We start from the raw sequence: 22,452 nt of genomic DNA, 5'->3' as shown, positions 1-22,452 counted from the left end.
AAATAAGAGAACTGCTTTTCGGAAAAACCGAACAATGAAAATCGAAGGAATCGCGGCTTTCGTGGCTGTGGCCGAGGCCGGATCGATCAGCGAGGCAGCCCGGCGGCTCAACCTATCGAAATCGGTGGTTAGCGAACGCCTGGCGGAGCTGGAACGCAACCTGAAAAGCCCCCTGCTCCACCGGACGACCCGGAAATTGTCCCTGACTGAGGACGGGGCGGCTTTCCTGGAACGGGCCTCGGCCATTCTACGCGACATCGATGCCGCCGTCGCCGATCTGGCCGAACGGCGCGGCACATTGTCAGGGCCACTGCGCCTGTCGGCGCCAGTGACTTTCGGCCGGATGCATCTCGGCCCGGCGCTCTATCCCATCCTGCAACGCAATCCCCGGATCGAACTGACACTCGATCTCAACGACCGCCGGGTCGATGCCGCCGCCGATGGTTTCGACGCGGTGATCCGCCACGGCCCGATCTTCGACAGCCGTTTGATGGCCTGGCGACTGGCGCCGAGCCGTCGGGTCCTAGTGGCGGCGCCGTCTTATCTAGCCAAGCATGGCGTGCCGCGATCGCTTGAGGAACTTGCCGCACATCGGGCCCTCACTTATACCAATCGCGGCGTCACCGATTGGCAGTTCGCCGGACCGAGCGGCGCGATCACAGTACGGGCACGGGTCGCCTTGCGGGTGAATAACGGCGATATGCTGCGCGACGCCACCCTGGCCGCGCTCGGCATCGCCTTTCTGCCGACCTTCATTATCGGTGCCGAGGTCAAAGCCGGTACGCTGCAAGTGATTGATGTCGGATCGCCAGCTTTGGGCGAATTCATCTATATTGCGCATCCGGAAGGCCGGCAGCCATCGGCGAAACTGCGTGCTTTGGCCGACAGCCTGCGCGATGCTTTCGGCAAGCCGCCTTATTGGGAATGGACCTGATTATTTGCTCTTAACGGCTCGCCTGCTGGCCAGCGCCACGCCGATCGCGGCAACCGCCATTCCGATCCAGGCAGCCGCCGGCATGGTCTCGCCGATCATCGGCCAGGACAGCAAGGCGGCAAGCGGCGGTACCAGGAAGAACAAGGCGGCGACGCGCGAAGCCTCGCCATGGCGGATCATCGCTAGCATCAGGGTAATGGCGATCAGCGAATTGCCGATGACGAGATAGGCCATGACACCGATGAATTCGCCATTCCAGTCGACCCGCGTCGAACCGAACAGGAAGGCGAAGGGCAAGGTGGTGATGAAGCCGACGCCATATTGCACGGCATTGGCGACCAGCGGATGCTGCGTCACGCCGAAACGCTTCTCATAGAGGGCAGCACCGCTCATGCCGAACAGGCCGATCACGGTGAGAACCAATCCCGTGATCGACGTCACCTCCACGGCCGAGCGGCAAAGGATGACAATGACCGCGCCAGCCAGGCCCAAGCCGAAACCGAGCCATCTTTTGAGGCCGATCACCTCACCGACCATGGCCGGCGCCGCAAGGGCGACGACGACGGGCTGCAGCGAGACGATCAGCGCCATGGTCCCGGCCGACATGCCGAAGGAGAAGGCGGTATAGCAGAGGCCGAAATAGAGCGTCTGGATGAGGAAGCCGACCACCGCCAGATGCAGCCAGTCGATGCGCCGCGCCGGCAGGCGGGGGCGGAACCAGACGATCAGCGGCGCCAGGACGATCAGCACCAGCCCATAGCGCATGGTCAGGATCATCAGCGGATCGGCGTGACGGATGCCGATCTTCGCCACCGGAAAGCCGAGCGACCAGAGCAAAAGGAAGATTGCCGGACCGGCTTTCAGCCAGAGTGGGGTATGTTCCTGCGGCACGGCTTGGCGGTCCGAATTGCGTGGCGCCTCTGCGATATTGGAAGTTGTGGCGGGCGCCTCGGACGTCACGGTGGTCTCTCCCCTTCATGGCTTGGCCGACCTGCACCATAGAGGGCCGGTCGGACCGCGTCATCACACGGGAAGAGAAGGCAGGTATCGGCCTGGCTCATGCCAGGACCGCTTCACTAAGTGCCTTGTGACCGGTCCTCGGCGAGGCTGGTTTGCAGAAAATTCAGGCAATCCTGTATGGCGGTGCGATGGCTGAAGCGGCCGGGATTGAGAATGGCCTGGAGCCAGTAGCCGTCGATCATGGCGATCAGCGGCGCGGCGATATCGCGGGTGCGGCGCATGAGATGGGATTTCGGCACGGCTTGCGGCAGGGTCGCGAGAAGACGCATGCCATGCAGCCGGCATCACGTTCCGATACCTGAACGAACGTTCAATATTTGAATATTTATTCAATTTATGCCGAAGCGGGGCCGTCTTGTCCAGTTCCGCGTCTCGCCTCTGCGCATGAAAACCTGACGCCCGGCCGCGGGGGGGGGGGCGTGGACCTTTTGGGCGTGGGGCGCGTTTCGCCATCGCGAAACTGCGATTTGACTTCCCCGGTTGTGCTGGCTACCACTGCCGGCATGCAGAGACGAAAGGCTAAGATAGTGCAATTGCAGCAAAAATTGCCAAAAGAGCGCGCCGTCACGGTTGCAGCGCAGAGTGTCCTTGCGGTTGGATTGACGCTTGCCTTGGCGAGTTCGCCGGCGCTGGCCAAAAAGAAACCCGCCGACGAGCCGCCCGCTCCCAAGGCGGCGCCGGTAGGAGCGGTCGACGGCGCACCACTGGGGGCGGTTAGCACCACGTCGATCGAGGGTACGCCCACTGTGATCGATGGCGACACCTTGCGATTCGGCGACCGGTTGGTCCGTCTTTACGGCATTGCCGCGCCAGATATCGACAGCGCCAAGGGGCCCGATGCCCGTGTCGCCCTGGACGAGATTGTCGATCACCAGCGCGTTGCCTGTACGGAAGCGGACCGGACCCGCGACGGCATGTCCATTGCCATCTGTAAGGCTGGCAATACAGATCTCGCCGAAGCGATGTTGCAGCGTGGCGAGGCCGCGGTGTATCGGGCCGGCAATAATGCCACGGCCGAGGAACAAGCGCTGGGCGGGCGTTACGATGCGGCGGAGTTGGTCGCGCGGCAGATGGCCGTTGGACTTTGGATGAAAGCGGAAAAACCGGCAGCCCCACCTGCGAAAGCCGAGCCGGCGCCGGAGCCCTGGATCGATCGCGGCGTGATCCGGGACTGGATCGTCGCCGCGCCGATCGTGCTGCTCACCTTTGTCGGCCTACTGCTGCTTGGCCTGCTGGGAAACCGGCAGCGGCGCCTGGAACTTTTGGATCAGCGGCGTAGCGATACCTCGCTGCTGGCGCAAATTCTGGCCGAGGTCCTCGCCATCCGCGAAGCTGCCGCCGATTTCGTGATCAACACATCCGGCCTGAACCACCAGGCCCCCCTGCCGGTCGATCATCTGGCGACGCTGAACCTGCCATCGACACCGGTCTATGTCGGCAATGCCGGCCGCGCTCATCGCCTGCCCCGCGATATCGGCGTCGACCTGGTGCAGTTCCATGCGGCCCATGCCGGCATCACCCAGATGCTGCGCCATGCCGGCGAGATCCCCAGCGAAAACGTCCGCACCGCCTTGCGCAAGCTGGTCGATTCTGCCGATATGGTGCTGGAGCGGGGACAGAAGTTTCTATAGGCCGCGGATTGGCGATCACCTCGCCGGCATCGGTTGCTGTTCCACTTCAGGCTGGATCATCCAGCCCGTCATATAAATGTAAGAATTCCAATGGCAATTGGCGACGCGTTGTGCTCGATACGCGCCCCCATTCCTAGGAGTTCGATGCAATTTTATTAAAACGAGTATTTCTTCTCCACAAGGTATCCATGCAATCCTATCGCGCCGATATCGATGGGCTCCGGGCCATCGCTGTCCTTTCCGTCGTCCTCTTTCATGCCGGGTTCGGGCTGAGCGGCGGCTTCATCGGCGTTGACATCTTCTTCGTCGTTTCCGGCTATCTGATCACCGGATTGATCACACGGGATATCGCGCAGCAGCGCTTTTCGCTCGCGGATTTCTATGAGCGCCGCATCCGCCGGATCTTTCCCGCTTTATTTGCCGTGCTGGCGGCTTGTGTCGTCGCGGCCAGCTCTCTCTTCATGCCACGGGAGTTCATCCTGTTCGGCCGCAGCGCCATCGCGACAGCCTTGTTCTATTCCAATATCCAATTCTGGCACGAAGCGGGATATTTCGACGTCGCGGCACAGTTCAAGCCGTTGCTGCATACCTGGTCACTGGCGGTGGAGGAACAGTTCTATATCGTCTTCCCGCTGATCCTCTTGGCGGTCGAACGATGGGCACCGCGTCGACGGCTGTGCATCATCGGCTTTCTGCTGATGGCCTCGTTCGCTCTCAGTCTCTACTGGGTACGATACGGGCCGGAAAGCGCCTTCTTTCTGATGCCGGCACGTTTCTGGGAACTCGCGCTGGGGGGACTTATCGCTCTGCAGCCTCGCCTCGCGCCACAGCGGCCCGTATCCGCCATCTGCATGGCAGCGCTCGGCCTGCTGCTGATCCTAGCGGCCGTTTGCGGCATTTCCGAGGACATGCCCTTTCCCGGCGCCCTCGCCCTCTTGCCCTGCCTCGGCGCCGCGCTGGTCATCCTCGCGGGAGAGATCGACAATCCCCTCAGTCGTCTGTTAGGGGCGCGCCCGCTTGCCTTCATCGGCCTCATCTCATACTCGCTCTATCTGTGGCACTGGCCGATCATCGTTTTCTTCCAATATAAGCAAGGCGATCTGCTGACCTGGTCGCAAGGGGCGTATGTGGTGGCCGGCTCGTTCATGGCGGCCGTCCTATCCTGGTGGCTGATCGAACGGCCGTTCCGTCGGCGATCGCTGCTGGCGGCACGCAAGCCGCTGTTCAAGACAGCTATTGCCAGCATGGCGGCGTTCAGCATTGCCGGCATCGCCATAGTGACGACCAAGGGATGGCCGGAACGCCTTCCTGACAATGTCGAGCAGATCTATGCCGCGAAGCTCGATACCAGCCGCTATGGGAAGGCGACCTGTTTCACCGACACCAAGCATCGCGGGCCGAGCAATGATGATGTCCGCGCCGGAAAACTGTGCATGCTTGGTGTCGAGTTGCCGGAATCAGTGGATTTCCTCGTCTGGGGCGATTCTCATGCCGGCGCGATGGCGCCCGCCATCGATCTTGCGGCCGAGCGATATGGCGCGACGGGATTGCTGGCCGGACAAGGCGGTTGCCCGCCTTTGCTCGGCTATCACGCGGTCAATGGAACTAAGGGTAAAGCTGCCGCCTGTATCGACCGGAATGCCGCCGTGCTCGACCTGGTGACGACACAGCATATTCCGCTCGTCTTCCTTGTCGCACGCTGGCCGCGCGAGGTGCTGGGCTCCGAATTCGGCAATGAAGGGCCCTATTTCGATCCCACCCGCTCCTATTCGATCACCGACCGCTCACGGGAAGTCGCTGAGGGGTTGGAGCGCACGCTGGCCGCGCTGAAGCAGTTGAATGTGCATGTCGTTCTGGTGATGGATGTGCCTGAGCCGGGATATGACGTTCCTGACGCCCTTGCCAAAGCGGCGCTGCATCAAGTGGTCCGCGACATCGACCCGCCGAGAAGCGTTGTCGATACGCGGCAACAAAAGGCAAAGGCGATCCTGACCGCGGCGGCAGCCAAATACGGTGCGTCGATCGTCGATCCGACCGCCACCTTCTGCGATCCGGATGATTGCGAGGTGCAGGAAAACGGCCAGCCTTATTATGTCGACGCCGATCATCTGACGGCCAGCCGCGCCCGTGAATTGAGCACGCTTTACGACCCCGTCTTTGCCGCCTTTGCCGGCATGCCGACCGCACACGGCGGCTAACAGCATCAGCTAGCTGGTACCGGACCATGACGGGGCATTCGCGATGCTGCTCGCGAGCGGTAAAGATTCCCCTGCCGAGGACGGCATCGACATCGCCAACAGTGAACGGTATCATTCCTCGGCTGGCGTCAAGCCGGCGTCATATAGCGGCGTAACGAGCACCGGGCCTGCGACCCATATCGCAGTGCAACCGACAGGATAAAGTTCGTACGACGGGAGGCAACCGCATGCAAATGATATCGAAGCATATCTTTGCAGCGGTGACCATTGTCACCGCTGTTATGCTTGCCACACCTGTAGCCCAGGCCGGACCGGTCAGCACCGATGATTTGCTGAAGGCGCAGGACAATAGTGCTGAATGGCTGATGTATGGGCGCGACTATCGCAATTGGCGATACAGCCCACTCAGCGAATTGACCCCGGAAAATGTCGCGCAGCTGCACCCGGTCTGGGCAATGTCGACCGGCGGCCAGTTGGGCGGACTGGAATCCACGCCGCTATTCCGCGACGGGGTCCTCTACTTCTCTGCCGATTATGCGCGCGTCTTTGCCGTCGATGCCCGCAGCGGCAACATCGTCTGGCATTACGAACCGGAATACGACCAGGGACTGACTGCAGTCCTGTGCTGCGGCCCGATCCATCGCGGCTTGGCAATGAAGGACGACCTGGTTTATGTCGCGCGGCTCGATGCAAAATTGGTCGCGCTCCACCGTGCCGACGGCAAGGTCGCCTGGGAAACGAAGATCGATGACTGGTCGAAGGGCATCACCACGAACTCCGCGCCGCTCATCGTCAACGACCATGTGATCATCGGCATCTCGGGCGGCGAATTCGGGGCGCGCGGCTATCTCAAATCCTTCAATGCCAAGACGGGTGCGCTTGAATGGACAACCTATACCATCCCGGCGCCGGGCGAGCCGGGCAGCGACACCTGGCCGAAGGACGATAGCTGGAAAACCGGTGGCGGGCCGACCTGGCTGACCGGCAGTTATGACGCGGCGACCAACACGCTCTATTGGGGCATCGGCAATCCGGCTCCATGGAGCACAGATCGGATCCCCGGGGACAACCTTTGGACCGACTGCATGATGGCGCTTGATCCCGATACCGGCAAGATGAAGTGGGCCTTCCAATACACGCCGAACGATGCCTGGGATTATGATGGCATGGCGACCCCGATCCTGGTTGATTTGACCATCGACGGGAAGCCGGTCAAGGCAGCCGTGGTCTCCAATCGGAACGGCTTCTTCTATGCCATCGACCGGACCACTGGAAAGTTCATCTATGCCTTCCCGCTCGTTGAAGGCATCAACTGGACCTCCGGCATCGATCCCGTCACGGGTCGCCCCAAGGTCAATGCGGAGATGCGGCCGAAGAGTGGCGGCGCCACGATCCAGCCGATCGTGCCCGGCCTGGAAGGCGGCACCAATTGGTTCCCGCCAGCCTATGATCCTGATCTCGGCTACTTCTTCACCTCGGTCAATCAATGGGGCATGGGCCTCACGGCATGGGAAAAGAAGAAACTGAATTACAAGCCGGGTGACTGGTATATCGGCGTCGATTATCAAATGTACCGGATGGGTGACACGATCGGCCATATCAAGGCCATCGATATCGCCAATAAGAAAGTCGTCTGGGACGTACCAAGCTCATTGCCGCTCTTTGCCGGCATGCTGGTCACCAAAGGAGGCGTACTCTTTACCGGCGACCAGCGCGGCCGCTTCCTGGCCTATGACGCCAAGACAGGCAAGGAGCTGTGGAAGTTCCAGACAGGATCTGGCATCAACGCCTCGCCGATCACCTACCAGCTGGATGGAAAGCAGTATGTTGCGGTGCTCTCCGGTCTTGGCGGCGACCCGAGCTTCTATTATTCGGCGCCGAAAGGCGGCATGCTCTGGGTGTTCGCTATCGACGGCAAGGTCCAAGAAGGCAGCGCCTATAATCAGCAGGTGATCGAGAAGATGCTGCCGGAATTTAAGAAGTAATCGCGTCGACGGTCGGCGAGAATGTTGTTGAAAATGACGTCAATTCGGCTCGGCATTCTCGCCGCCTTTGCTTGCACGACACTTGTCGCCTGGCTCGCCCAGGCTGGGCCCGGCCGCAGCGACGAGACGGTGACGGATCCCTTCCTCGGACAGGCCGAGGCGATCGACGAAGGCGAGTTGACCTATCGCAGCAAATGCATGGGCTGCCACGGCAAGGCCGGTGCACGGGGCCCCAATCTGTTCGCCACTAAGCTCACCGATGAGCAATTCCTCGAAACCGTGATCAACGGACGCAAGAATACGCAAATGCCTGCCTTCGGCCTGCGCCTCTCGCCAGACGATGTCTGGAAGGTGCACGCTTTCATCAAATCCCGGGACAGCCTATAGGATCAGATCTGCAATTGCGCGTCGCTGCTGAGGATTTGCTGGGCCAAGGCTTCTGCAGGCCCGCTGATCTTGGCGGTGCGGCCGGTGACGATGAATTCGATATCATCCAGCGCCGGCAAGGGACGCCCCGCGCGCAAGGGCGTGAGGCCCGCCGGCAACATGCTGCGCGGCTGCACCAGGACGCCGAGGCCGGCCAGTGCAGCGGCGCGCAGTCCGCTGAGGCTGCTGCAGGTGCAGACGACGCGCCAGGGCAGCTTCGCCTGATTGAGCGCATCGAGGGCAATGGCGCGGGTGACGCTGGGCGGCGGAAAGGCGATCAATGGCACCGGACGGTCGGGCACCAGGATAGCCGGATCGCTCGCCACCCAGACGAGTTCGTCACGCCGAACCAGACGACCACGTTCTTCACTCCAATGTCCCGGCGCTTTGCGCAGCTTGCTGCCTGCAACCTTACCCGAAGTTGGCGCCCCATCGAGCCGGCGCTTGGCGAGGATTAAATCGAGCTGCCCAGCTTCCAGCATTTCATAAAGGACGCCGCTCAGGGCTACGGTCAGCTCGAGATCGACCGAAGGATGCTTGCGGGTGAAATCGCGCAACACTTGAGGCAGTTGGCTGTAAACAAAGTCTTCAGAAGCGCCGAACCGCAGATTGCCGCGCAATTCGGTGCCGGCAAAATACCTTGCCGCCCGGTCATGGGAGTCCAAAATCGATTGAGCGAAACCCAGCATCGCCTGGCCATCCGGGGTCAGAGCCACGGAATGGGTGTCGCGCGCCAGCAGCCGCCGGCCGGCGAGCTCCTCCAACCGGCGGACATGCTGGCTGACGGTGGATTGGCCGATGCCGAGCTGTCCCGCCGCCTCGGTAAAGCTGCGGGTGCGAGCGACGGCGGCAAAAGTGGCAAGCAGTTGAGGATCGAACATAGCCGGTTATCACGAATTGCGATTACTGATATTCAGGCTAGCCGTATTCACAATAACCGTCAAACAGCTTAGATTCTGGTCATAAACGCCTCTCAGTAAATTTCCGAAAGTATTGGCCCATGTTGGCGCGTCTTCGTCCCGATAACTTCACCCTCGCCTTGCTCGGCACGGTGGTTCTTGCTTCCGTGCTGCCGGTCCGCGGCGCATTTGCCGACTGGTTCGAGGTCGCCACCGATATCGCCATCGGCCTGCTGTTCTTCCTGCATGGCGCGCGGCTGTCCCGCGCGACGGTGATGGCGGGCCTCGGTCATTGGCGATTGCATCTGGTGGTCTTCGCCAGCACCTTCATCCTGTTTCCGCTGCTCGGCCTCGCCACGCAAATCCTGGTGCCGAGCCTGCTCACCCCGGCCTTCTATGCCGGCATCCTGTTCCTCAGCGTGCTGCCCTCGACGGTGCAGTCTTCGATTGCCTTCACCTCCATTGCCGGCGGCAACATCGCCGCAGCGGTCTGTTCCGCCTCGGCCTCCAATATCATCGGCATGTTCGTGACGCCGCTGCTGGTCGGTTTGCTGTTCCGTATCGAAGGTGGCGGTGCGGCCAGCGGCTTCTCGCTGGACGGGCTGGAATCCATTCTACTGCAGCTTCTCGCCCCCTTCATCGCCGGCCAGATCCTGCAGCCCTGGATCGGCCACTGGGTAGAGAAACATCGCAAGATGCTGAGCGTGGTCGATCGCGGCTCGATCCTGATGGTGGTCTATCTCGCCTTCGGCGCAGCGGTGGTCTCCGGCCTGTGGCATCGCCTGACGCCGGAGAGCTTCGCTGTCATGGTGATCGTCGATATGGCGCTGCTCGCCATCGTCATGGTGGCCACCACTTATGGCAGCCGGTGGATGGGTTTCAACAAGGCCGATGAAATCACCATCGTCTTCTGCGGGTCGAAGAAGAGCCTGGCCAGCGGCGTGCCGATGGCAAAGGTGATCTTCGCCGGCCAGGATGTCGGCGGCATCGTCCTGCCGTTGATGCTGTTTCACCAGATCCAGCTGATGGTCTGTGCCTATATCGCCCGGCGCTACGCGGCGAAGCGCGAGGAAGCTGCCCGCGCAAAGCACGCGATGGTCGCTTGCGAATAAAAGGTGGCTCGCGCGTAGTCAGATCGAGGATTCGGCGCGGCGCTGGCGGGCAGCCATGTATTTGAGGTTGACCAGCCGGAGCCGTGCCGCCGTCACGCCCAAGAGATGATCGCGCAGCCGCACGGCGTCCGGCGTACCGGGCGCGAATTTCCGCGCCCGGATCGCCTGGGCCAATTGCCGCCGCGCGGTTACCGGATCGTCGCAAGGCGGCTCGTCCAGTAGCGCCGCGATTTCCGCCGTTTCCCGCTTCGACTGTTCGCCGTGATCATGAGAGGCCGCCTGCACGATCGCCAGCGCGCGGGCGATCATCAGGCCGGTCAGCTTGTCATCGCCGGTAAGGCGCGGCAGCAACTCTTCCTGCAGGGTTTCGAGCGCGATCGACAAGAGCGCATCGGTATCGGGACGGGTCAGCATATTACTCTCTCCTCTCAGGCTTCGTCGCCCGCGGACTTATGGCGATGCTTTTTCTCGGGCGCCGGCTTGTCGAATGCCTCGATGTCATGCAACAGGTCGTAGTCGCATTCCAGCGCCCGCAAGGTGGTGAGCGCCAGGTTGAGCGATCTTTCGCCGCCGCTGAAATGGCGCTCGCCCTGATCCAAGGCGATCATCGCCCACCGCAAGGTGCCGAAGATTTCCCAGAAACGGATGCGGCGATCGTCGATCTCGCGGCCGGCAACATTCCGATAGCCGTCATAGAAAGCGGCGCGGCTGCCGATCCCCCCCGCCTCCTGGGCGAAAGCGCCGAAGCGCCAGCAGCGGGCGCAGAGCCAGCCCAGATCTTCATCGGGATCGCTCCAGCCAGCGAATTCGAAATCCAGCACGCCGGTGAGCCGGCCATCATCGATCAACAGATTGCCGAGGCGGAAATCGCGGTGACAGAGCGTAATGCGCTCGATCGCAGGCGCATGGTCCTCGATCCAATTCAACGCCCATTCCAGCACTGGCTGGGGTTCGGGCAATTGGTCGAGATGGCGGCGGTAATCGGCGACGCGCCGGGCGACCAGATCAGGGCCGGCAGGCTCCAGGAAAGCCAGACCACCCGGCACTGCTTCCAGCGTCACGCGATGGAGTTTCGCCAGCTCTTCGCCGAGACGACGCGCCAATACATCTCCCGGCGCTTCGCTTGTTTTATCATCGCCATGTTCCGCTTCATGCATTTCCGCGAGATCGGCAAGCTGATGCAGCACCTGGCGCGGTTCCGCGACGCCCGGCAGCCGGCGGATCAAGCTGAAGGGTCGCCCGATCACCTTGCCGGTGGGCTCCAGCGCGAAGGGCTGCGGCACGGTCATGCCGGCATCAAGCGCAGTCTGCAACAGGGCCACTTCCTCGGCACGGCTGCGGCTTTCAGCGATGCGGCTGACGGCGTCGCTGCGCAGGACCAGTTCGTGGCGACCGGCCTGCGGACCGCCGGCAATCTCCACATCGATTGCCCAATTATCCTGGATGGCGCCACCGCCAAGTTTCCCGCCCATCGTCACCGCCGCCGTGCCACCGGTTTCGGCGCTGATGAAGTCGGCCAGGGCCGTGCGATATTTGTCCAAGCTCACCGATCGAACCCCTTTGCTCTCTTACTTCCGTCGTTGCGGTTGCCACGACCAGAATTCCCGCCCTTCCGCCATCAGGTTGCGGGCCAGAACCATCTTATGCACTTCCGATGCACCATCAACCAGGCGTGCCTGGCGCGCATAGCGATACATCCATTCGAGCGGCGTGTCCTTCGAATAGCCGCGTGCGCCGCAAAGCTGGATCGCCACATCCACCGCCTTATGCAAGGTATCGGCGACCTGAATCTTCGCCATCGAAACCTGCTTGCGGGCCTGATTTCCCTGGTCGAGATACCAGGCAGCCTGCATCGTCAACAGCCTGCCCGTCTCGATCGCCATCGCTGCTTCGGCCAGCATCCATTGGACGCCTTCACGCTCGATCAGCGTGCGGCCGAAACTCTGCCGTTCATCGACATAGGCGGTGGCAATTTCCAGTGCCCGCTTGGCCATGCCTAGCCAGCGCATGCAATGGGTGAGACGCGCGGTGCCGAGACGGATCTGCACTGCCTTCATCCCCTCGCCCACCCCCATCAATCGGTTCTCGTCGGGAATTTCCAGGCCCTCAAAGATCAATTCGCAATGGCCGCCATGTTCCTCCGGTCCCATGATCGGGATACGCCGCTCGATGCGCCAGCCCGGCTGGTCCTTGTCGAACAGGAAAGCCGTGAGGCCGCGCTTCGGATCGTCGGAGGTGCGGGCCAGCAGGATGAAATGTTTCGCGGCGCCGGCGCCGGTGATGAACCATTTATGGCCGTGGATCACCCAAAGGCCGCCGCGTTTCGTCGCGGTGGTGCGCATCATGCCGGCGGGATCGGAGCCGGCACCGGGATGCGGTTCGGTCATCGCCAGGGCCGAGCGCGCCTCGCCACGAATGATCGGCACCAACCAGCGTTCCTTCTGCGCCGGCGTCGCCACTTTGTTCAGCAGAAACATATTGCCGTCATCGGGTGCGGCGATGTTGAAGATGACCGGCCCGAAGATCGAGCGCCCTGCCGCCTCGTAGCACGCTGCCATGCCGACCGTGTCCTGGCCCTGGCCGCCAAGGTCGCGTGGCATCTGGAAACACCAAAGCCCTTCGGCTTGCGCCTTGGCACGCAGATCCTGCAGCAGATCCTCGCGGATATTCTCGCCCTCGCCGAAACTCCCCGGATCGGTTTCCAGCTTCAGCACATGTTGTTCGAGGAAGGCGTCGATCCGCTTGCAAAGATCATGCGTTTCAGCCGAGAGCGTAAAATCCATCGTATCGCCTCACAGGCTGGAGTTCAGATGGCCGCCATCCACCGTGACGACGCTGCCGGTCATATAGGCGGAAGCGGATGAGGCCAGGAGCAACAAGGCGCCATCGAGATCGCCGGGCTGGCCGAGACGGCGTTGTGGGATGCGCTTGATCAGCGCCTGGCCGGGAGCGGTAGCGAAGAAATCGCGGTTGAGATCGGTTTCAATATAGCCCGGCGCGATGGCATTGACACGGATGCCATGCCGCGCCCATTCCAGCGACAGCGCCTTCGTCATTTGCACCAGCCCCGCCTTGGAGACAGCATAGGGCAGACTACGACCGGCGACGCGAAGAGCGAGGATCGAGGCAATATTGACAATGTTGCCGGGCGCACCACGTTCGACCCAATGCTGGGCGCAAAGCTGTGACAGGCGCCAAGCGCCCTTGAGATTGATATCGATCACGCGGTCCCAATCGTCCTCGGGCAGATCGAGCGCCGCATGGTCATCGGCGATGCCGGCATTGTTGATGAGCAAGGTCACCGGGCCCAATTCATCCCCAGCCTGCCGCAAGGCGCGCTGCATCGAGGCACCGTCCGTGACATCGCCCACGACCGCCAATGCCCGGCCGGCCGGCAAAGCAGCGACAGCCTGGGCAACCAGATCGCGGCGGCGGGCGCAGAGCGCGACCTTGGCCCCGGCTTCTGCCAGGACGCTCGCGAAATGTCGGCCGAGACCGGCCGAGGCGCCGGTGACGAAAGCAATTTCACCGCTGAGATCGAAGAGACTGGAATTTGCCATGCGGGGTCCATCGGCAAGACGTAAAGCATCACCTTGCCTAAGCGGGACGACCGGAGCAACCCGGAAAGCGGACGGCCGGAACGCAAAAGGCCGGCCCCGAGCGGGCGCCGGCCTTATTGCAGCGAAACGACCACGCAGCGGTTATTTTTGCTTGGCCTGCTGTGCCGCGGCGATGCCGGTGCGGATCAGTTCCAGTGATTCGTCGACATCGGCCCAGCGCGACACCTTCACCCACTTGCCCTTCTCCAGGTCCTTGTAGTGGGTGAAGAAATGCGCCACCTGCTCGCGCAAGATTTCCGGCAGGTCGCGATAGGAGCGCACATCGGTATAGAACGGATGCAGCTTGTCGACCGGCACGGCGATGATTTTCTCATCGATGCCGGCCTCGTCTTCCATGATCAGGGCGCCGACCGGGCGAGCCCGCAACACGGCACCGGGCACAACCGGGGTCGGGCCGAGGACGATGACATCGCAGGGATCGCCGTCATTGCTGAGCGTATGGGGGATGAATCCGTAATTGCCGGGATAATACATCGCCGTATAGAGGAAGCGGTCGACATAGATCGCACCGGATTCCTTATCCAGCTCGTATTTCACCGGGTTGCCGCCGAGCGGGATCTCGATCACCACATTGACGTCATAGGGGGCGTTATCGCCGATCTTGATCTTCGAAATATCCATTTGTTCCGGTCCAAATTAAGGCATTCAAACGTGCGACCGGCGGGAAGACGTCGGACGCTAAAAACCCGCCTGGACGGGGAGCCACCCAGGCGGGGTGTGTTTAGCAGATTTTCGCCGGTTGCGGCGTTTAATTCAGCACGCTGTAGCCCCGCCCGCGTAGGCAATTGTCGATAATCCGCTGCTGGTCGCTGATGCCCTTATAGGCGCCGCCACCGGCGCCGACCGCGCCGCCCGTGGCAGCGCCCAGGGCAGCGCCCGTGCCGGCGCTGGCGCCCGGTAGAATGGCCCCTGTGATCGCACCGAGGGCGGCACCGCCCGCCGCGCCGCCGAGGCCGCCGATCGCTGCATTGCCGGCCGGGCTCTTCTGCTCGGCATATTGCCGGCATTCATACAAATCCTGCTGGTACCGTGCCGAATCGACGCCCTTGGTATCGACAACCGGCTGGTAACTCTGAGCACAACCGGCAAGCACCGTAACCGCTGCCAAGATTGCACCTAAACGCTTCATTTTTCATCCCTTTCCATAAGGCACCGGCACGCCGCGAAGATCGCTGGCAAAGCCATCACCATGCGTTTGCGGCAGTTTCGCTACCGGGCCGAGTTCTATATCTGCCTGTCATTCAGTCCTACCCACACAAATCTCGGTGAAAGTCGCGGGGCCCGGCTCATCTATATACCTGACGCTGCAAGCGGACCATGCCAACTCTTGGAACCAGTGACCTGCGTCACGATGACACTCCCCACCGCCCCGCCACGCCCCTCACGGGACGGCCCCGCGCCTGCAGATTATACGGGCCCGGCGGGCGTTACCTGTGCAGCCTGCCATAAGATCGAAATCTCAGCTGCCGCCCTTCGGACTTGTGAGCGGTCGATGAAGAACCTAGAGATAGATGACAATATCGGGTCACCGGCCGTATCGGGCCGGCAAAATAACGGATCTGGGTGGAATTGCCGCCCGCCAATGCGCTCGAGCGTGAGGGACGATGGTGAAAAGTAATAGCCGCGCGGGGGATAACGCGGCACGGCCGGCCGTGCCGCATGGCGCCAATTCCAATACGGTTTATGAAGCGCTACGCCAACGGATCGCCACCAGCTATTACCCGCCGGGCAGCCGGCTGACCGAAGTCGATTTGGCGGCGGAATTCGGGCTGAGCCGGACGCCGGTCCGCCAGGCGCTGCATCGTCTAAGCGCCGACGGGCTGGTTGAGGTCAAAAACGGCGTCGGCTGCCGCATCACCGAGATCGACGACCGGCAACTTGTCGACATGTACAAGCTCCGCCTGCGGCTGGTGGAAATGATGGGGGAGATATCGCCCCAGCCGCTCAAGCCGGCAGAGATGCAAGGCGTTGAGGAGATCCGCGCACGGATCCGGCATATCCTCGAGGGGAATGACGAGCCGGATATCACGGAATATGCTGGGCTCTGCGACCAGTTCTATGCCCTGGTCAATAATGTGATCGGCAATCCCTTTTTACGGCATTTCATCGATGTCATGTATCACCAGACCGACCGCTACTGGTATGGCTGGATGCAGACCGAGGATGTGCGGCGCGAAATGCAGTTCCTGCTGCACGAGGTCGAGGAGACCTTGCGGGCGCTGTCGGTGCATGATTTCGAGGCTGTCGGGCATATCCGCCGCAACCACATCTCAATGATGCTGGCGCGCATGGAGAATTACCGCCGCAGCCTGGCTAAGTTTTGACGTCGCCGGCTTAATAGCCTTGCGCACGGTCAACCTGGTTCTGCAGCCTTTCCCCAGCCGTCGCGCGGCGATAATTCTCGACGATCAATGCAGCTCCCGTGCCCGGCCGCGTGATGGCGGCGATATGCGGGGTAATGGTGATTTTCGGATGCGCCCAGAAAGGATGGCCAGCCGGCAGCGGTTCGGTGCGGAAGACATCCAGCACGGCATGATCGAGATGGCCGGAATCGAGAACCGCCAATAAATCCTCTTCCACCAGATGCGCGCCGCGTGCCGCATTGATCAGGCAGGCATGTTTCGGCAGCAGATCGAACAGGCGCCGGTTGAGGATACCGGTGGTTTCCGGTGTCAGCGGCAAGAGGCAGATCAGGATATCGCAACCGCCGAGAAAGGCCGGCAGAGCATCGAGACCGGCGAAGCTCTCAACGCCGTCGACCTGCTTGGCGGTGCGGCTCCAACCGCGCAATGTCAAGCCGAGCGGCAAGAGCTGCCGCGCGGCATCCTGGCCCAATGTACCAAGCCCCATGATGCCGATGGTCGGCCGCTGTTCCACCGGCACCGGATGATCCGCCCAGACATGCTCGCGCTGCGCCTGTCGCAAGGCCTTGCCCTGGCGCAGGCGATCCAGCACGTGGAACACCATATATTCGCTCATGCTGACGGTGAGGCCGTCATCCACCATGCGGGCGAGCGGCACGCCGGCCGGCAAGCCGCCACCTTGCATCAGGTGATTGACCCCGGCCCAGGTCGATTGGATGCCGCGCACATGGGTGAAGGCCGAAAGGTCGCCGGGCAGATGGCCGCTGACGATGATGAAATCGATCTCCTCAGCCGGGCCGTAATCCGGCCAATGGCGGAAGATCAGCGCCGGATCGATCTCCCGGATCGATCCCAGCCATTGATCGGCTTCACTTGGATCGGCAGCATAGAGAATGGCCATGATCGGTCCCACGAATGTTCGGCCTTGTCTTTAGACGGAAAGGCGTTGCCGATGTCAAGATCGCGCCCGATTCCCCGGGCGCGGCCGAATCACATTTAGTTTGAAGACCTGCCGCGGATGCCGCAACGGCTGTAAGAACCAGCACCGGCATGCTAGACATGCACCAGCAATATCCATGCATAGCGGTAACTGCTACCGGCAGCCGCTGACTGAGACCGAAGCGCCAAGGAAAATGATGCCTCGCAAATCCCGAACTCTCACTTCATTGGCCGTTCCGGCGGCATGTTTTGCATTCCTGGTCTCGATGGGACCGGCGATGGCAGTCGCACCTGCGCCTCACGCCATCACCGCTACCCACATCGGCGAACAATTGGCCGATTCATCGCCCAGTGTCGGCGCGATCGTTATCAGCGAAGTCGCCCGCCGCATCATTGCGGACTATTACCAACAGCGGTATGACCAATGGGTGGCGATCGATAGCGGACATCAAGGCAAGAAGAACAAGCAAAAGCATATGCCGCCCGGCCTTGCCAAGAAAGGCGGATTGCCACCCGGCATTCAGCAGAAACTCGCGCGCGGCGGCACGCTGCCGCCTGGTCTCGCCTATCGTAACTTGCCGCCCGACCTGCTGCAGCAACTGCCGCCGCTGCAAGCCGGCTATCGCTATGTCATCATCGACGACCGGGTCATGTTGATTCGGGCCGCGACCAATTTGATCATAGATGCACTTCAGGTGGCTGCTGCATCCTTGTAACAGGATGCAGGCAAAGAGATAGCATAGGCGGAAGACAGTCCGCGGCATCGACGCGGACTGTCAGCTTCTTGCAACCCGACCTGGCGGAACAAAATCCGGCTACGCGCTGTTTACGGCTTGGCTGATGCGGAGCTGTGAATATGCGCTTTCTTCGATCTTTAGCCGTCTGGCTGCTGGGCGGCTTCCTCCTGATCGCGGGCCTAGTTCTTGGCTATGGCGGCATGCGCCTCATCCTGCTTGGCGGTTCCTGGTATTACATAGTTGCAGGCATCGGCTTCATCGCAACGAGTATTTTGATTTTCCTCAAACGACGCGAAGCGCCATGGCTCTATGCGCTGGTCGTCTTGGGGACGTTGGCTTGGTCAGTGTGGGAAGTGGGTCTCGACTGGTGGCCGTTGGCGGCGCGCGGGGATATCGTTTTCCTGGTTGGCTTCTGTGTGCTTGTCTGGTCCTTCGGCCGCTGGTTCAGAGCGGGCGCTATCGGTCCTGAAGCGACAGGAGGGCGTGGTGGCGCAGTGGCTTTGGCAGCGAGCCTGGCGATCGCCGGCGTTGTCGGCATCATCTCGGTTTTCATCGATCACCATGACCGGCCGGGCCGGTTAGCGATGGAAACTACCGCCTCCTCGACCGGCGGGGCGTCGAGCGCATCAGCGTCGCCCGCATCCACAACGGCCCCATCGGCAACGGGCGGAGCGCTTGCTTCGAACGGCGAGTGGACCGCTTATGGCGGTACCCATTTCGGCCAGCGCTACTCGCCTCTGGATCAGATTACACCGTCAAATGCCGACAAGTTACAGGTTGCCTGGGAATATCACACCAAGGATATTCGCAGCCCACAGGATCCCATCGAGACGACCTACGAAGTGACGCCGCTGAAAGTCGGCAACCTGCTGTACATCTGCACGCCGCATAATTTTGTCATCGCCCTCGATGCCGAGACGGGAAAGGAGCGGTGGCGTTACGATCCGAAGCTGAAGCAGTCACCCGATTTGCAGCATCTGACCTGCCGAGGCCTCTCCTATCACACCGACACATCCGCTGCGGCAACAACGCCCTGCGCCCACCGGCTGTTCATGCCGACGGCAGACGCGCGGCTGCTTGCGCTCGATGCGGCGACCGGCAAGCTCTGCGAGGATTTCGGCAATCATGGCGAGGTCGATTTGTGGCGCGGCATGCCCGAACTGCAAGCCGGTTTCTATTATTCGACATCACCGCCGGTCATCGCCGATAACCTCGTCATCATCGGCGGCAATGTCAGCGATAACGTCAATGTCAACTCGCCCTCGGGCGTCATTCGTGCCTATGATGCCAAGACCGGCGAACTTAAATGGAACTGGGATTCCGGCAATCCCGACAACACCCAGCCGATCGGGCCGGATCAGCATTACACCCGCAGCTCGCCAAATAGCTGGAGCATCTCTAGCGCCGATGAGCAGCTCGGCCTTATCTATATCCCCATGGGCAACCAGCCACCGGATCAGTTTGGCGCGAAACGGTCACCGCAGACCGAAAGATTCTCCAGCGCAATTGTCGCCCTCGATATCGATACCGGGCAGATGCGCTGGGTCTTCCAGACCGTGCATCACGATCTTTGGGATATGGATGTGGGCTCCCAGCCGAGCCTTATCGACCTGAACACGCCACAAGGCGTGGTCCCCGCTTTGGTCGCGCCGACCAAGCGCGGCGATCTCTATGTGCTCGACCGGCGCAGCGGCAAGCCCATCGTGCCGGTGGAGGAGCGCACCGTGCCGCGGGGCACCGTTGCAGGCGATACGGCCGCACCGACGCAGCCCTTTTCGGCCCTCACCTTCCTGCCGCCGGAAAGGCTGCAGGAAAAGGATATGTGGGGCGCGACGATGTTCGACCAGCTTGCCTGCCGGGTGAAGTTCCGCTCGTTGCGTTATGACGGGATTTTCACACCGCCTTCCCTGCAGGGGACACTCGTCTATCCGGGCAATTTCGGCATCTTCGACTGGGGCGGCATCGCCGTCGACCCGGTGCGGCAGATCGCTTTCGCCAATCCCGATTACATGGGCTTTGTCGATCGGCTGATTCCACGCGAGCAATTCGACAAAGAATGGAACGAGCGTCTCAAGAAGGAGCAACCTGCGGCATCGGAGCAGGAAGAAGGGAAGGCACCTGCCTTCCCGCGCAGTGAGGGCGGCCTCAACCCCAATCGCGGCGCGCCTTTCGGCGTCGATCTCGAACCCTTCCTCTCGCTCATCAATCTGCCCTGCCAGTCGCCGCCCTGGGGGTATATCGCCGGCATCGACCTGAGATCCGGCAAGATCGCTTATATGCACAAGAACGGCACGATCCGGGACAGTTCGCCAGTGCCTTTGCCTTTCAAAATGGGCGTACCCAGCCTCGGCGGGCCGATCATCACGGCGGGCGGCGTCGCCTTTCTGACCTCGACACTCGATTATTATATCCGCGCTTATGGCGTTTCGGACGGCAAGCAACTCTGGGAAGGCCGACTGCCAGCCGGCGGACAGGCTACGCCGATGAGCTACTGGTCGGAAGCCAGCCAGCGGCAATTCGTCATCGCCGTGGCGGGCGGTCATGGCTCGCTCGGCACCAGGGCCGGAGATGCGATCATCGCCTATGCCCTGCCGAAGCCCTGACGGGTCAAATTAACACGGCCATGGGGTCGCGTTGAATTCACCAGGAACTCAGCCGTCGCCCGCGCGGTTATATATCCGGTCTTCCCGGAGAAGTCTGATGCCAGAAATCGCGGGGCCCATAGAGGCGACCGGTCCTTATCAAACCGCTGCCCAGACGGCGAATTCCCTGCTGCATATCATCCGGCGGGCGGGCGGGCTATCGCCTGATTTTTGGCACGATCCCTTCGTTCTCGGCTTCCTTTTCAATTTCATCCACGGTGTCGCCGTTCAGGGCGGCGCCACAGCCGGCGACTACAGCGACATGCCGAGCGTGTTCCAACATCTTTGCGGTAATGATGGATTGGAGGTGCTGGAGCGCAGCACGGTTCTGCGGATCAACGGCGATGCAGATTACCGGGCTGGCGGTCAGGCCGCGGAAAAATTCCTTGATGTCATCTATCGCCGTCGCAGCCATGACGACGATCCGGATGTGCGGCAGGCGCATAGCCGGGCATCGATCGCTGTGGAGGGTTGGGATGGACCAAACAGACCGGATGCGAACAACATATTTTTCGCCTGCCTGCTCGAGGCCGTCTTCCTGGATAAGATCTGGCAGCACGTGAACCGATCGGACGTCGCTTCCGCTCCGCCGGGCGAAAAGCGAGAAACCTCGCGCGACCCCGGCTACGACTAATTGCGGCGAAGCATCACATAAATGCGAGAGGAGCGAACCGGGGCGGAACAATCGGAACCTGCATTCATTTGACCTAGACCGGCGGGACAGAGGGTGGCCCGCCTCGGTTAAGGGAGAAAAGAATGGAAATCCGGGAACTGCTCAAAAAGGATCATGAGAAGGTAAAGGAGCTGCTGGAAAAAATGAGCAGCGGCAAGCTCCAAGAGGATGCACTGAAGACAACCTTCGACGAGTTCAAGGTGGCATTGACCAGCCATTCCAAGGCCGAAGAAAAGGTCGTCTATGCCAAGCTAAAAAAGGAAAAAGAAGAAGAAACCCAGGAGGCCGGCATCGAAGGCGAAATCGAGCACGGCTTGGTCGACCAGTTGCTGCAAGTCATGGCGCGGAGCCGAAGCAAGGGCTCGACCCGTTGGGAAGCTTATCTCAAAGTCATCAAGGACTTGCTTGAACACCATATCAAGGAAGAAGAAAGCACCGTCTTCACCCAGCTCGGCGAGCACTTCGATGCAACCGCCCTGCAGAAGATGGGCGAAGAGATGGAGCAGGAAAAGAACAAGGTGATGAAGGCTGCAGCCTGACCATCTTGATTGCTAACTGGCGAAGGACCGTGACAGAGCGGTCCTTCGCGAGGGGGGCCAGATGAGTGGTTTAGCCTCCGCGGCGCATCTCTGCGTCGATATGCAAAATCTGCTGAAAGCCGGCAGCCCTTGGCCCGCCCCGTGGGCGGAGCGCATCCTGCCGAAAGTCGTGGCGCTCGCCGAGACCTTGCCCGAGCGGACAGTCTTTACCCGTTTCATCCCGCCGCGCACGCCGGATGAAATGAGAGGCACCTGGCGTGATTTTTATTCGAAATGGCGCAACGTCACGCGCGATCATTTGGCCGGCAATGTATTGGATTTGATGTCACCGCTGGATAAGTTCATTCCGCCGGCAAAACTGATCGATAAGATGACCTATTCCGCTTTCTCCAATCCGGCGCTTTTGCAACAATTGAACGCTTGGCGCTGCCCGAATGTCATCATCTCCGGCGCGGAAACTGATGTCTGCGTCCTGGCAACCGTCCTTCATGCGGTCGATTTCGGCTTTCGGGTGATTTTGCCGATCGATGCGATCTGCAGCTCCTCCGATCCGTGCCACGACGCCTTGCTGACGCTTTACCGGCAGCGTTTCAGCCAGCAGATACTGGCGCTCGAAACCGAGCAGCTCCTGGCCGGCGACTGGCACTGAGAGCGACCGAAGCCAAGTACGTACCGCCAGTTCGTTCCGACTCTATTTCACCTCAGCCTGGAACGCTTGCTGCGCGAGACGGTTG

Annotated in this window: 22 protein-coding genes; 12 read left to right on the top strand and 10 right to left on the bottom strand. The window is 61.3% G+C overall.

The genetic code is table 11. The features are described from left to right. Positions 1-34: 34 nt before the first annotated feature. On the top strand, positions 35-934 hold the full coding sequence (locus SMD27_RS22785; RefSeq protein WP_320510755.1) for a LysR family transcriptional regulator: 900 nt from the start codon (positions 35-37) through the stop codon (positions 932-934). On the opposite strand, the gene SMD27_RS22780 is transcribed toward SMD27_RS22785, so the two are convergent. Both SMD27_RS22780 and SMD27_RS22775 read right to left on the bottom strand, forming a co-directional pair. Beyond that, positions 935-1,894: a DMT family transporter gene (locus SMD27_RS22780; protein WP_320510754.1), complete on the bottom strand. Its 960-nt coding sequence runs from the start codon at positions 1,892-1,894 to the stop codon at positions 935-937. Positions 1,895-2,010: 116 nt separating this feature from the next. Beyond that, entirely contained in the window at positions 2,011-2,223 is a 213-nt protein-coding gene (locus tag SMD27_RS22775; protein ID WP_320510753.1) for a TetR family transcriptional regulator C-terminal domain-containing protein, read from the bottom strand. 264 nt (positions 2,224-2,487) lie between these two features. Here SMD27_RS22775 and SMD27_RS22770 point away from each other — a divergent pair, with 264 nt between their 5' ends. The 4 genes from SMD27_RS22770 to SMD27_RS22755 all read left to right on the top strand — a co-directional run bounded on the left by SMD27_RS22770 (position 2,488) and on the right by SMD27_RS22755 (position 8,155). Continuing rightward, positions 2,488-3,585: a thermonuclease family protein gene (locus SMD27_RS22770; RefSeq protein ID WP_320510752.1), complete on the top strand. Its 1,098-nt coding sequence runs from the start codon at positions 2,488-2,490 to the stop codon at positions 3,583-3,585. Positions 3,586-3,773: 188 nt separating this feature from the next. Further along, positions 3,774-5,783 (top strand): acyltransferase family protein, encoded by a 2,010-nt coding sequence (locus SMD27_RS22765; RefSeq protein WP_320510751.1) that lies wholly within the window; start codon positions 3,774-3,776, stop codon positions 5,781-5,783. A gap of 227 nt (positions 5,784-6,010) precedes the next feature. Further along, positions 6,011-7,768, top strand: coding sequence for a PQQ-dependent dehydrogenase, methanol/ethanol family (locus SMD27_RS22760; RefSeq protein WP_320510750.1), 1,758 nt, complete (start codon positions 6,011-6,013; stop codon positions 7,766-7,768). A 33-nt stretch (positions 7,769-7,801) separates the two neighbouring features. Beyond that, positions 7,802-8,155, top strand: coding sequence for a c-type cytochrome (locus SMD27_RS22755; RefSeq protein WP_320510749.1), 354 nt, complete (start codon positions 7,802-7,804; stop codon positions 8,153-8,155). Between the two features lie 2 nt (positions 8,156-8,157). Here the strand turns inward: SMD27_RS22755 and SMD27_RS22750 are convergent, their stop codons facing one another. After that, positions 8,158-9,075, bottom strand: a complete 918-nt coding sequence (locus tag SMD27_RS22750) for a LysR substrate-binding domain-containing protein (protein WP_320510748.1) — start codon at positions 9,073-9,075, stop codon at positions 8,158-8,160. A 119-nt stretch (positions 9,076-9,194) separates the two neighbouring features. Between SMD27_RS22750 and SMD27_RS22745 the strand changes: the two genes are divergently transcribed. Next, positions 9,195-10,205, top strand: coding sequence for a bile acid:sodium symporter family protein (locus SMD27_RS22745; protein ID WP_320510747.1), 1,011 nt, complete (start codon positions 9,195-9,197; stop codon positions 10,203-10,205). Positions 10,206-10,223: 18 nt separating this feature from the next. Here SMD27_RS22745 and SMD27_RS22740 read toward each other — a convergent pair whose 3' ends face one another. The 6 genes from SMD27_RS22740 to SMD27_RS22715 all read right to left on the bottom strand — a co-directional run bounded on the left by SMD27_RS22740 (position 10,224) and on the right by SMD27_RS22715 (position 14,954). Beyond that, positions 10,224-10,619 (bottom strand): DUF6285 domain-containing protein, encoded by a 396-nt coding sequence (locus tag SMD27_RS22740; protein ID WP_320510746.1) that lies wholly within the window; start codon positions 10,617-10,619, stop codon positions 10,224-10,226. Between the two features lie 14 nt (positions 10,620-10,633). After that, positions 10,634-11,752: a phosphotransferase family protein gene (locus SMD27_RS22735; RefSeq protein ID WP_320510745.1), complete on the bottom strand. Its 1,119-nt coding sequence runs from the start codon at positions 11,750-11,752 to the stop codon at positions 10,634-10,636. 21 nt (positions 11,753-11,773) lie between these two features. Continuing rightward, positions 11,774-12,988: an acyl-CoA dehydrogenase family protein gene (locus SMD27_RS22730; RefSeq protein WP_320510744.1), complete on the bottom strand. Its 1,215-nt coding sequence runs from the start codon at positions 12,986-12,988 to the stop codon at positions 11,774-11,776. A 9-nt stretch (positions 12,989-12,997) separates the two neighbouring features. Next, entirely contained in the window at positions 12,998-13,765 is a 768-nt protein-coding gene (locus tag SMD27_RS22725) for an SDR family NAD(P)-dependent oxidoreductase (protein ID WP_320510743.1), read from the bottom strand. 141 nt (positions 13,766-13,906) lie between these two features. Next, positions 13,907-14,446 carry an inorganic diphosphatase gene (gene ppa, locus SMD27_RS22720; protein ID WP_320510742.1) on the bottom strand — a complete coding sequence of 180 codons (540 nt, stop codon included), beginning with the start codon at positions 14,444-14,446 and terminating at the stop codon, positions 13,907-13,909. A gap of 127 nt (positions 14,447-14,573) precedes the next feature. Next, positions 14,574-14,954 carry a hypothetical protein gene (locus tag SMD27_RS22715; RefSeq protein WP_320510741.1) on the bottom strand — a complete coding sequence of 127 codons (381 nt, stop codon included), beginning with the start codon at positions 14,952-14,954 and terminating at the stop codon, positions 14,574-14,576. Positions 14,955-15,429: 475 nt separating this feature from the next. Here SMD27_RS22715 and SMD27_RS22710 point away from each other — a divergent pair, with 475 nt between their 5' ends. Next, positions 15,430-16,149 (top strand): GntR family transcriptional regulator, encoded by a 720-nt coding sequence (locus SMD27_RS22710; RefSeq protein WP_320510740.1) that lies wholly within the window; start codon positions 15,430-15,432, stop codon positions 16,147-16,149. Positions 16,150-16,159: 10 nt separating this feature from the next. Here the strand turns inward: SMD27_RS22710 and SMD27_RS22705 are convergent, their stop codons facing one another. Beyond that, positions 16,160-17,089 carry a 2-hydroxyacid dehydrogenase gene (locus SMD27_RS22705; RefSeq protein WP_320510739.1) on the bottom strand — a complete coding sequence of 310 codons (930 nt, stop codon included), beginning with the start codon at positions 17,087-17,089 and terminating at the stop codon, positions 16,160-16,162. Positions 17,090-17,405: 316 nt separating this feature from the next. Here SMD27_RS22705 and SMD27_RS22700 point away from each other — a divergent pair, with 316 nt between their 5' ends. From SMD27_RS22700 to SMD27_RS22680, 5 genes are all read left to right on the top strand, one after another. After that, a complete protein-coding gene (locus SMD27_RS22700; protein WP_320510738.1) occupies positions 17,406-17,843 on the top strand; it encodes a hypothetical protein in 438 nt (145 codons plus the stop codon). Positions 17,844-17,983: 140 nt separating this feature from the next. Continuing rightward, the gene (locus SMD27_RS22695; protein ID WP_320510737.1) at positions 17,984-20,467 is read left to right on the top strand and encodes a glucose/quinate/shikimate family membrane-bound PQQ-dependent dehydrogenase; all 2,484 of its coding nucleotides are present in this window, start codon (positions 17,984-17,986) and stop codon (positions 20,465-20,467) included. A gap of 97 nt (positions 20,468-20,564) precedes the next feature. After that, positions 20,565-21,140, top strand: coding sequence for a hypothetical protein (locus tag SMD27_RS22690; RefSeq protein WP_320510736.1), 576 nt, complete (start codon positions 20,565-20,567; stop codon positions 21,138-21,140). Positions 21,141-21,262: 122 nt separating this feature from the next. Continuing rightward, a complete protein-coding gene (locus tag SMD27_RS22685) occupies positions 21,263-21,718 on the top strand; it encodes a hemerythrin domain-containing protein (protein ID WP_320510735.1) in 456 nt (151 codons plus the stop codon). 61 nt (positions 21,719-21,779) lie between these two features. After that, positions 21,780-22,367: a cysteine hydrolase family protein gene (locus SMD27_RS22680; protein ID WP_320510734.1), complete on the top strand. Its 588-nt coding sequence runs from the start codon at positions 21,780-21,782 to the stop codon at positions 22,365-22,367. The last annotated feature ends 85 nt before the right edge of the window (positions 22,368-22,452 follow it).

This window comes from Dongia soli (assembly GCF_034044715.1).
Lineage (GTDB): Bacteria > Pseudomonadota > Alphaproteobacteria > Dongiales > Dongiaceae > Dongia_B > Dongia_B soli.
This window is presented reverse-complemented; position numbering and strand designations above follow the sequence as displayed.

Bases quoted from the DNA above. Each gene is read 5' to 3' on its own strand.
- SMD27_RS22775 (WP_320510753.1), bottom strand. From the start codon at position 2,223: ATGCGTCTTCTCGCGACCCTGCCGCAAGCCGTGCCGAAATCCCATCTC.
- SMD27_RS22705 (WP_320510739.1), bottom strand. From the start codon at position 17,089: ATGGCCATTCTCTATGCTGCCGATCCAAGTGAAGCCGATCAATGGCTG.
- SMD27_RS22750 (WP_320510748.1), bottom strand. From the start codon at position 9,075: ATGTTCGATCCTCAACTGCTTGCCACTTTTGCCGCCGTCGCTCGCACC.
- SMD27_RS22690 (WP_320510736.1), top strand. From the start codon at position 20,565: ATGCCAGAAATCGCGGGGCCCATAGAGGCGACCGGTCCTTATCAAACC.
- SMD27_RS22765 (WP_320510751.1), top strand. From the start codon at position 3,774: ATGCAATCCTATCGCGCCGATATCGATGGGCTCCGGGCCATCGCTGTC.
- SMD27_RS22755 (WP_320510749.1), top strand. From the start codon at position 7,802: ATGACGTCAATTCGGCTCGGCATTCTCGCCGCCTTTGCTTGCACGACA.
- SMD27_RS22725 (WP_320510743.1), bottom strand. From the start codon at position 13,765: ATGGCAAATTCCAGTCTCTTCGATCTCAGCGGTGAAATTGCTTTCGTC.
- SMD27_RS22710 (WP_320510740.1), top strand. From the start codon at position 15,430: ATGGTGAAAAGTAATAGCCGCGCGGGGGATAACGCGGCACGGCCGGCC.
- ppa (WP_320510742.1), bottom strand. From the start codon at position 14,446: ATGGATATTTCGAAGATCAAGATCGGCGATAACGCCCCCTATGACGTC.
- SMD27_RS22785 (WP_320510755.1), top strand. From the start codon at position 35: ATGAAAATCGAAGGAATCGCGGCTTTCGTGGCTGTGGCCGAGGCCGGA.
- SMD27_RS22760 (WP_320510750.1), top strand. From the start codon at position 6,011: ATGCAAATGATATCGAAGCATATCTTTGCAGCGGTGACCATTGTCACC.
- SMD27_RS22715 (WP_320510741.1), bottom strand. From the start codon at position 14,954: ATGAAGCGTTTAGGTGCAATCTTGGCAGCGGTTACGGTGCTTGCCGGT.
- SMD27_RS22740 (WP_320510746.1), bottom strand. From the start codon at position 10,619: ATGCTGACCCGTCCCGATACCGATGCGCTCTTGTCGATCGCGCTCGAA.
- SMD27_RS22680 (WP_320510734.1), top strand. From the start codon at position 21,780: ATGAGTGGTTTAGCCTCCGCGGCGCATCTCTGCGTCGATATGCAAAAT.
- SMD27_RS22745 (WP_320510747.1), top strand. From the start codon at position 9,195: ATGTTGGCGCGTCTTCGTCCCGATAACTTCACCCTCGCCTTGCTCGGC.
- SMD27_RS22730 (WP_320510744.1), bottom strand. From the start codon at position 12,988: ATGGATTTTACGCTCTCGGCTGAAACGCATGATCTTTGCAAGCGGATC.
- SMD27_RS22695 (WP_320510737.1), top strand. From the start codon at position 17,984: ATGCGCTTTCTTCGATCTTTAGCCGTCTGGCTGCTGGGCGGCTTCCTC.
- SMD27_RS22700 (WP_320510738.1), top strand. From the start codon at position 17,406: ATGGCAGTCGCACCTGCGCCTCACGCCATCACCGCTACCCACATCGGC.
- SMD27_RS22685 (WP_320510735.1), top strand. From the start codon at position 21,263: ATGGAAATCCGGGAACTGCTCAAAAAGGATCATGAGAAGGTAAAGGAG.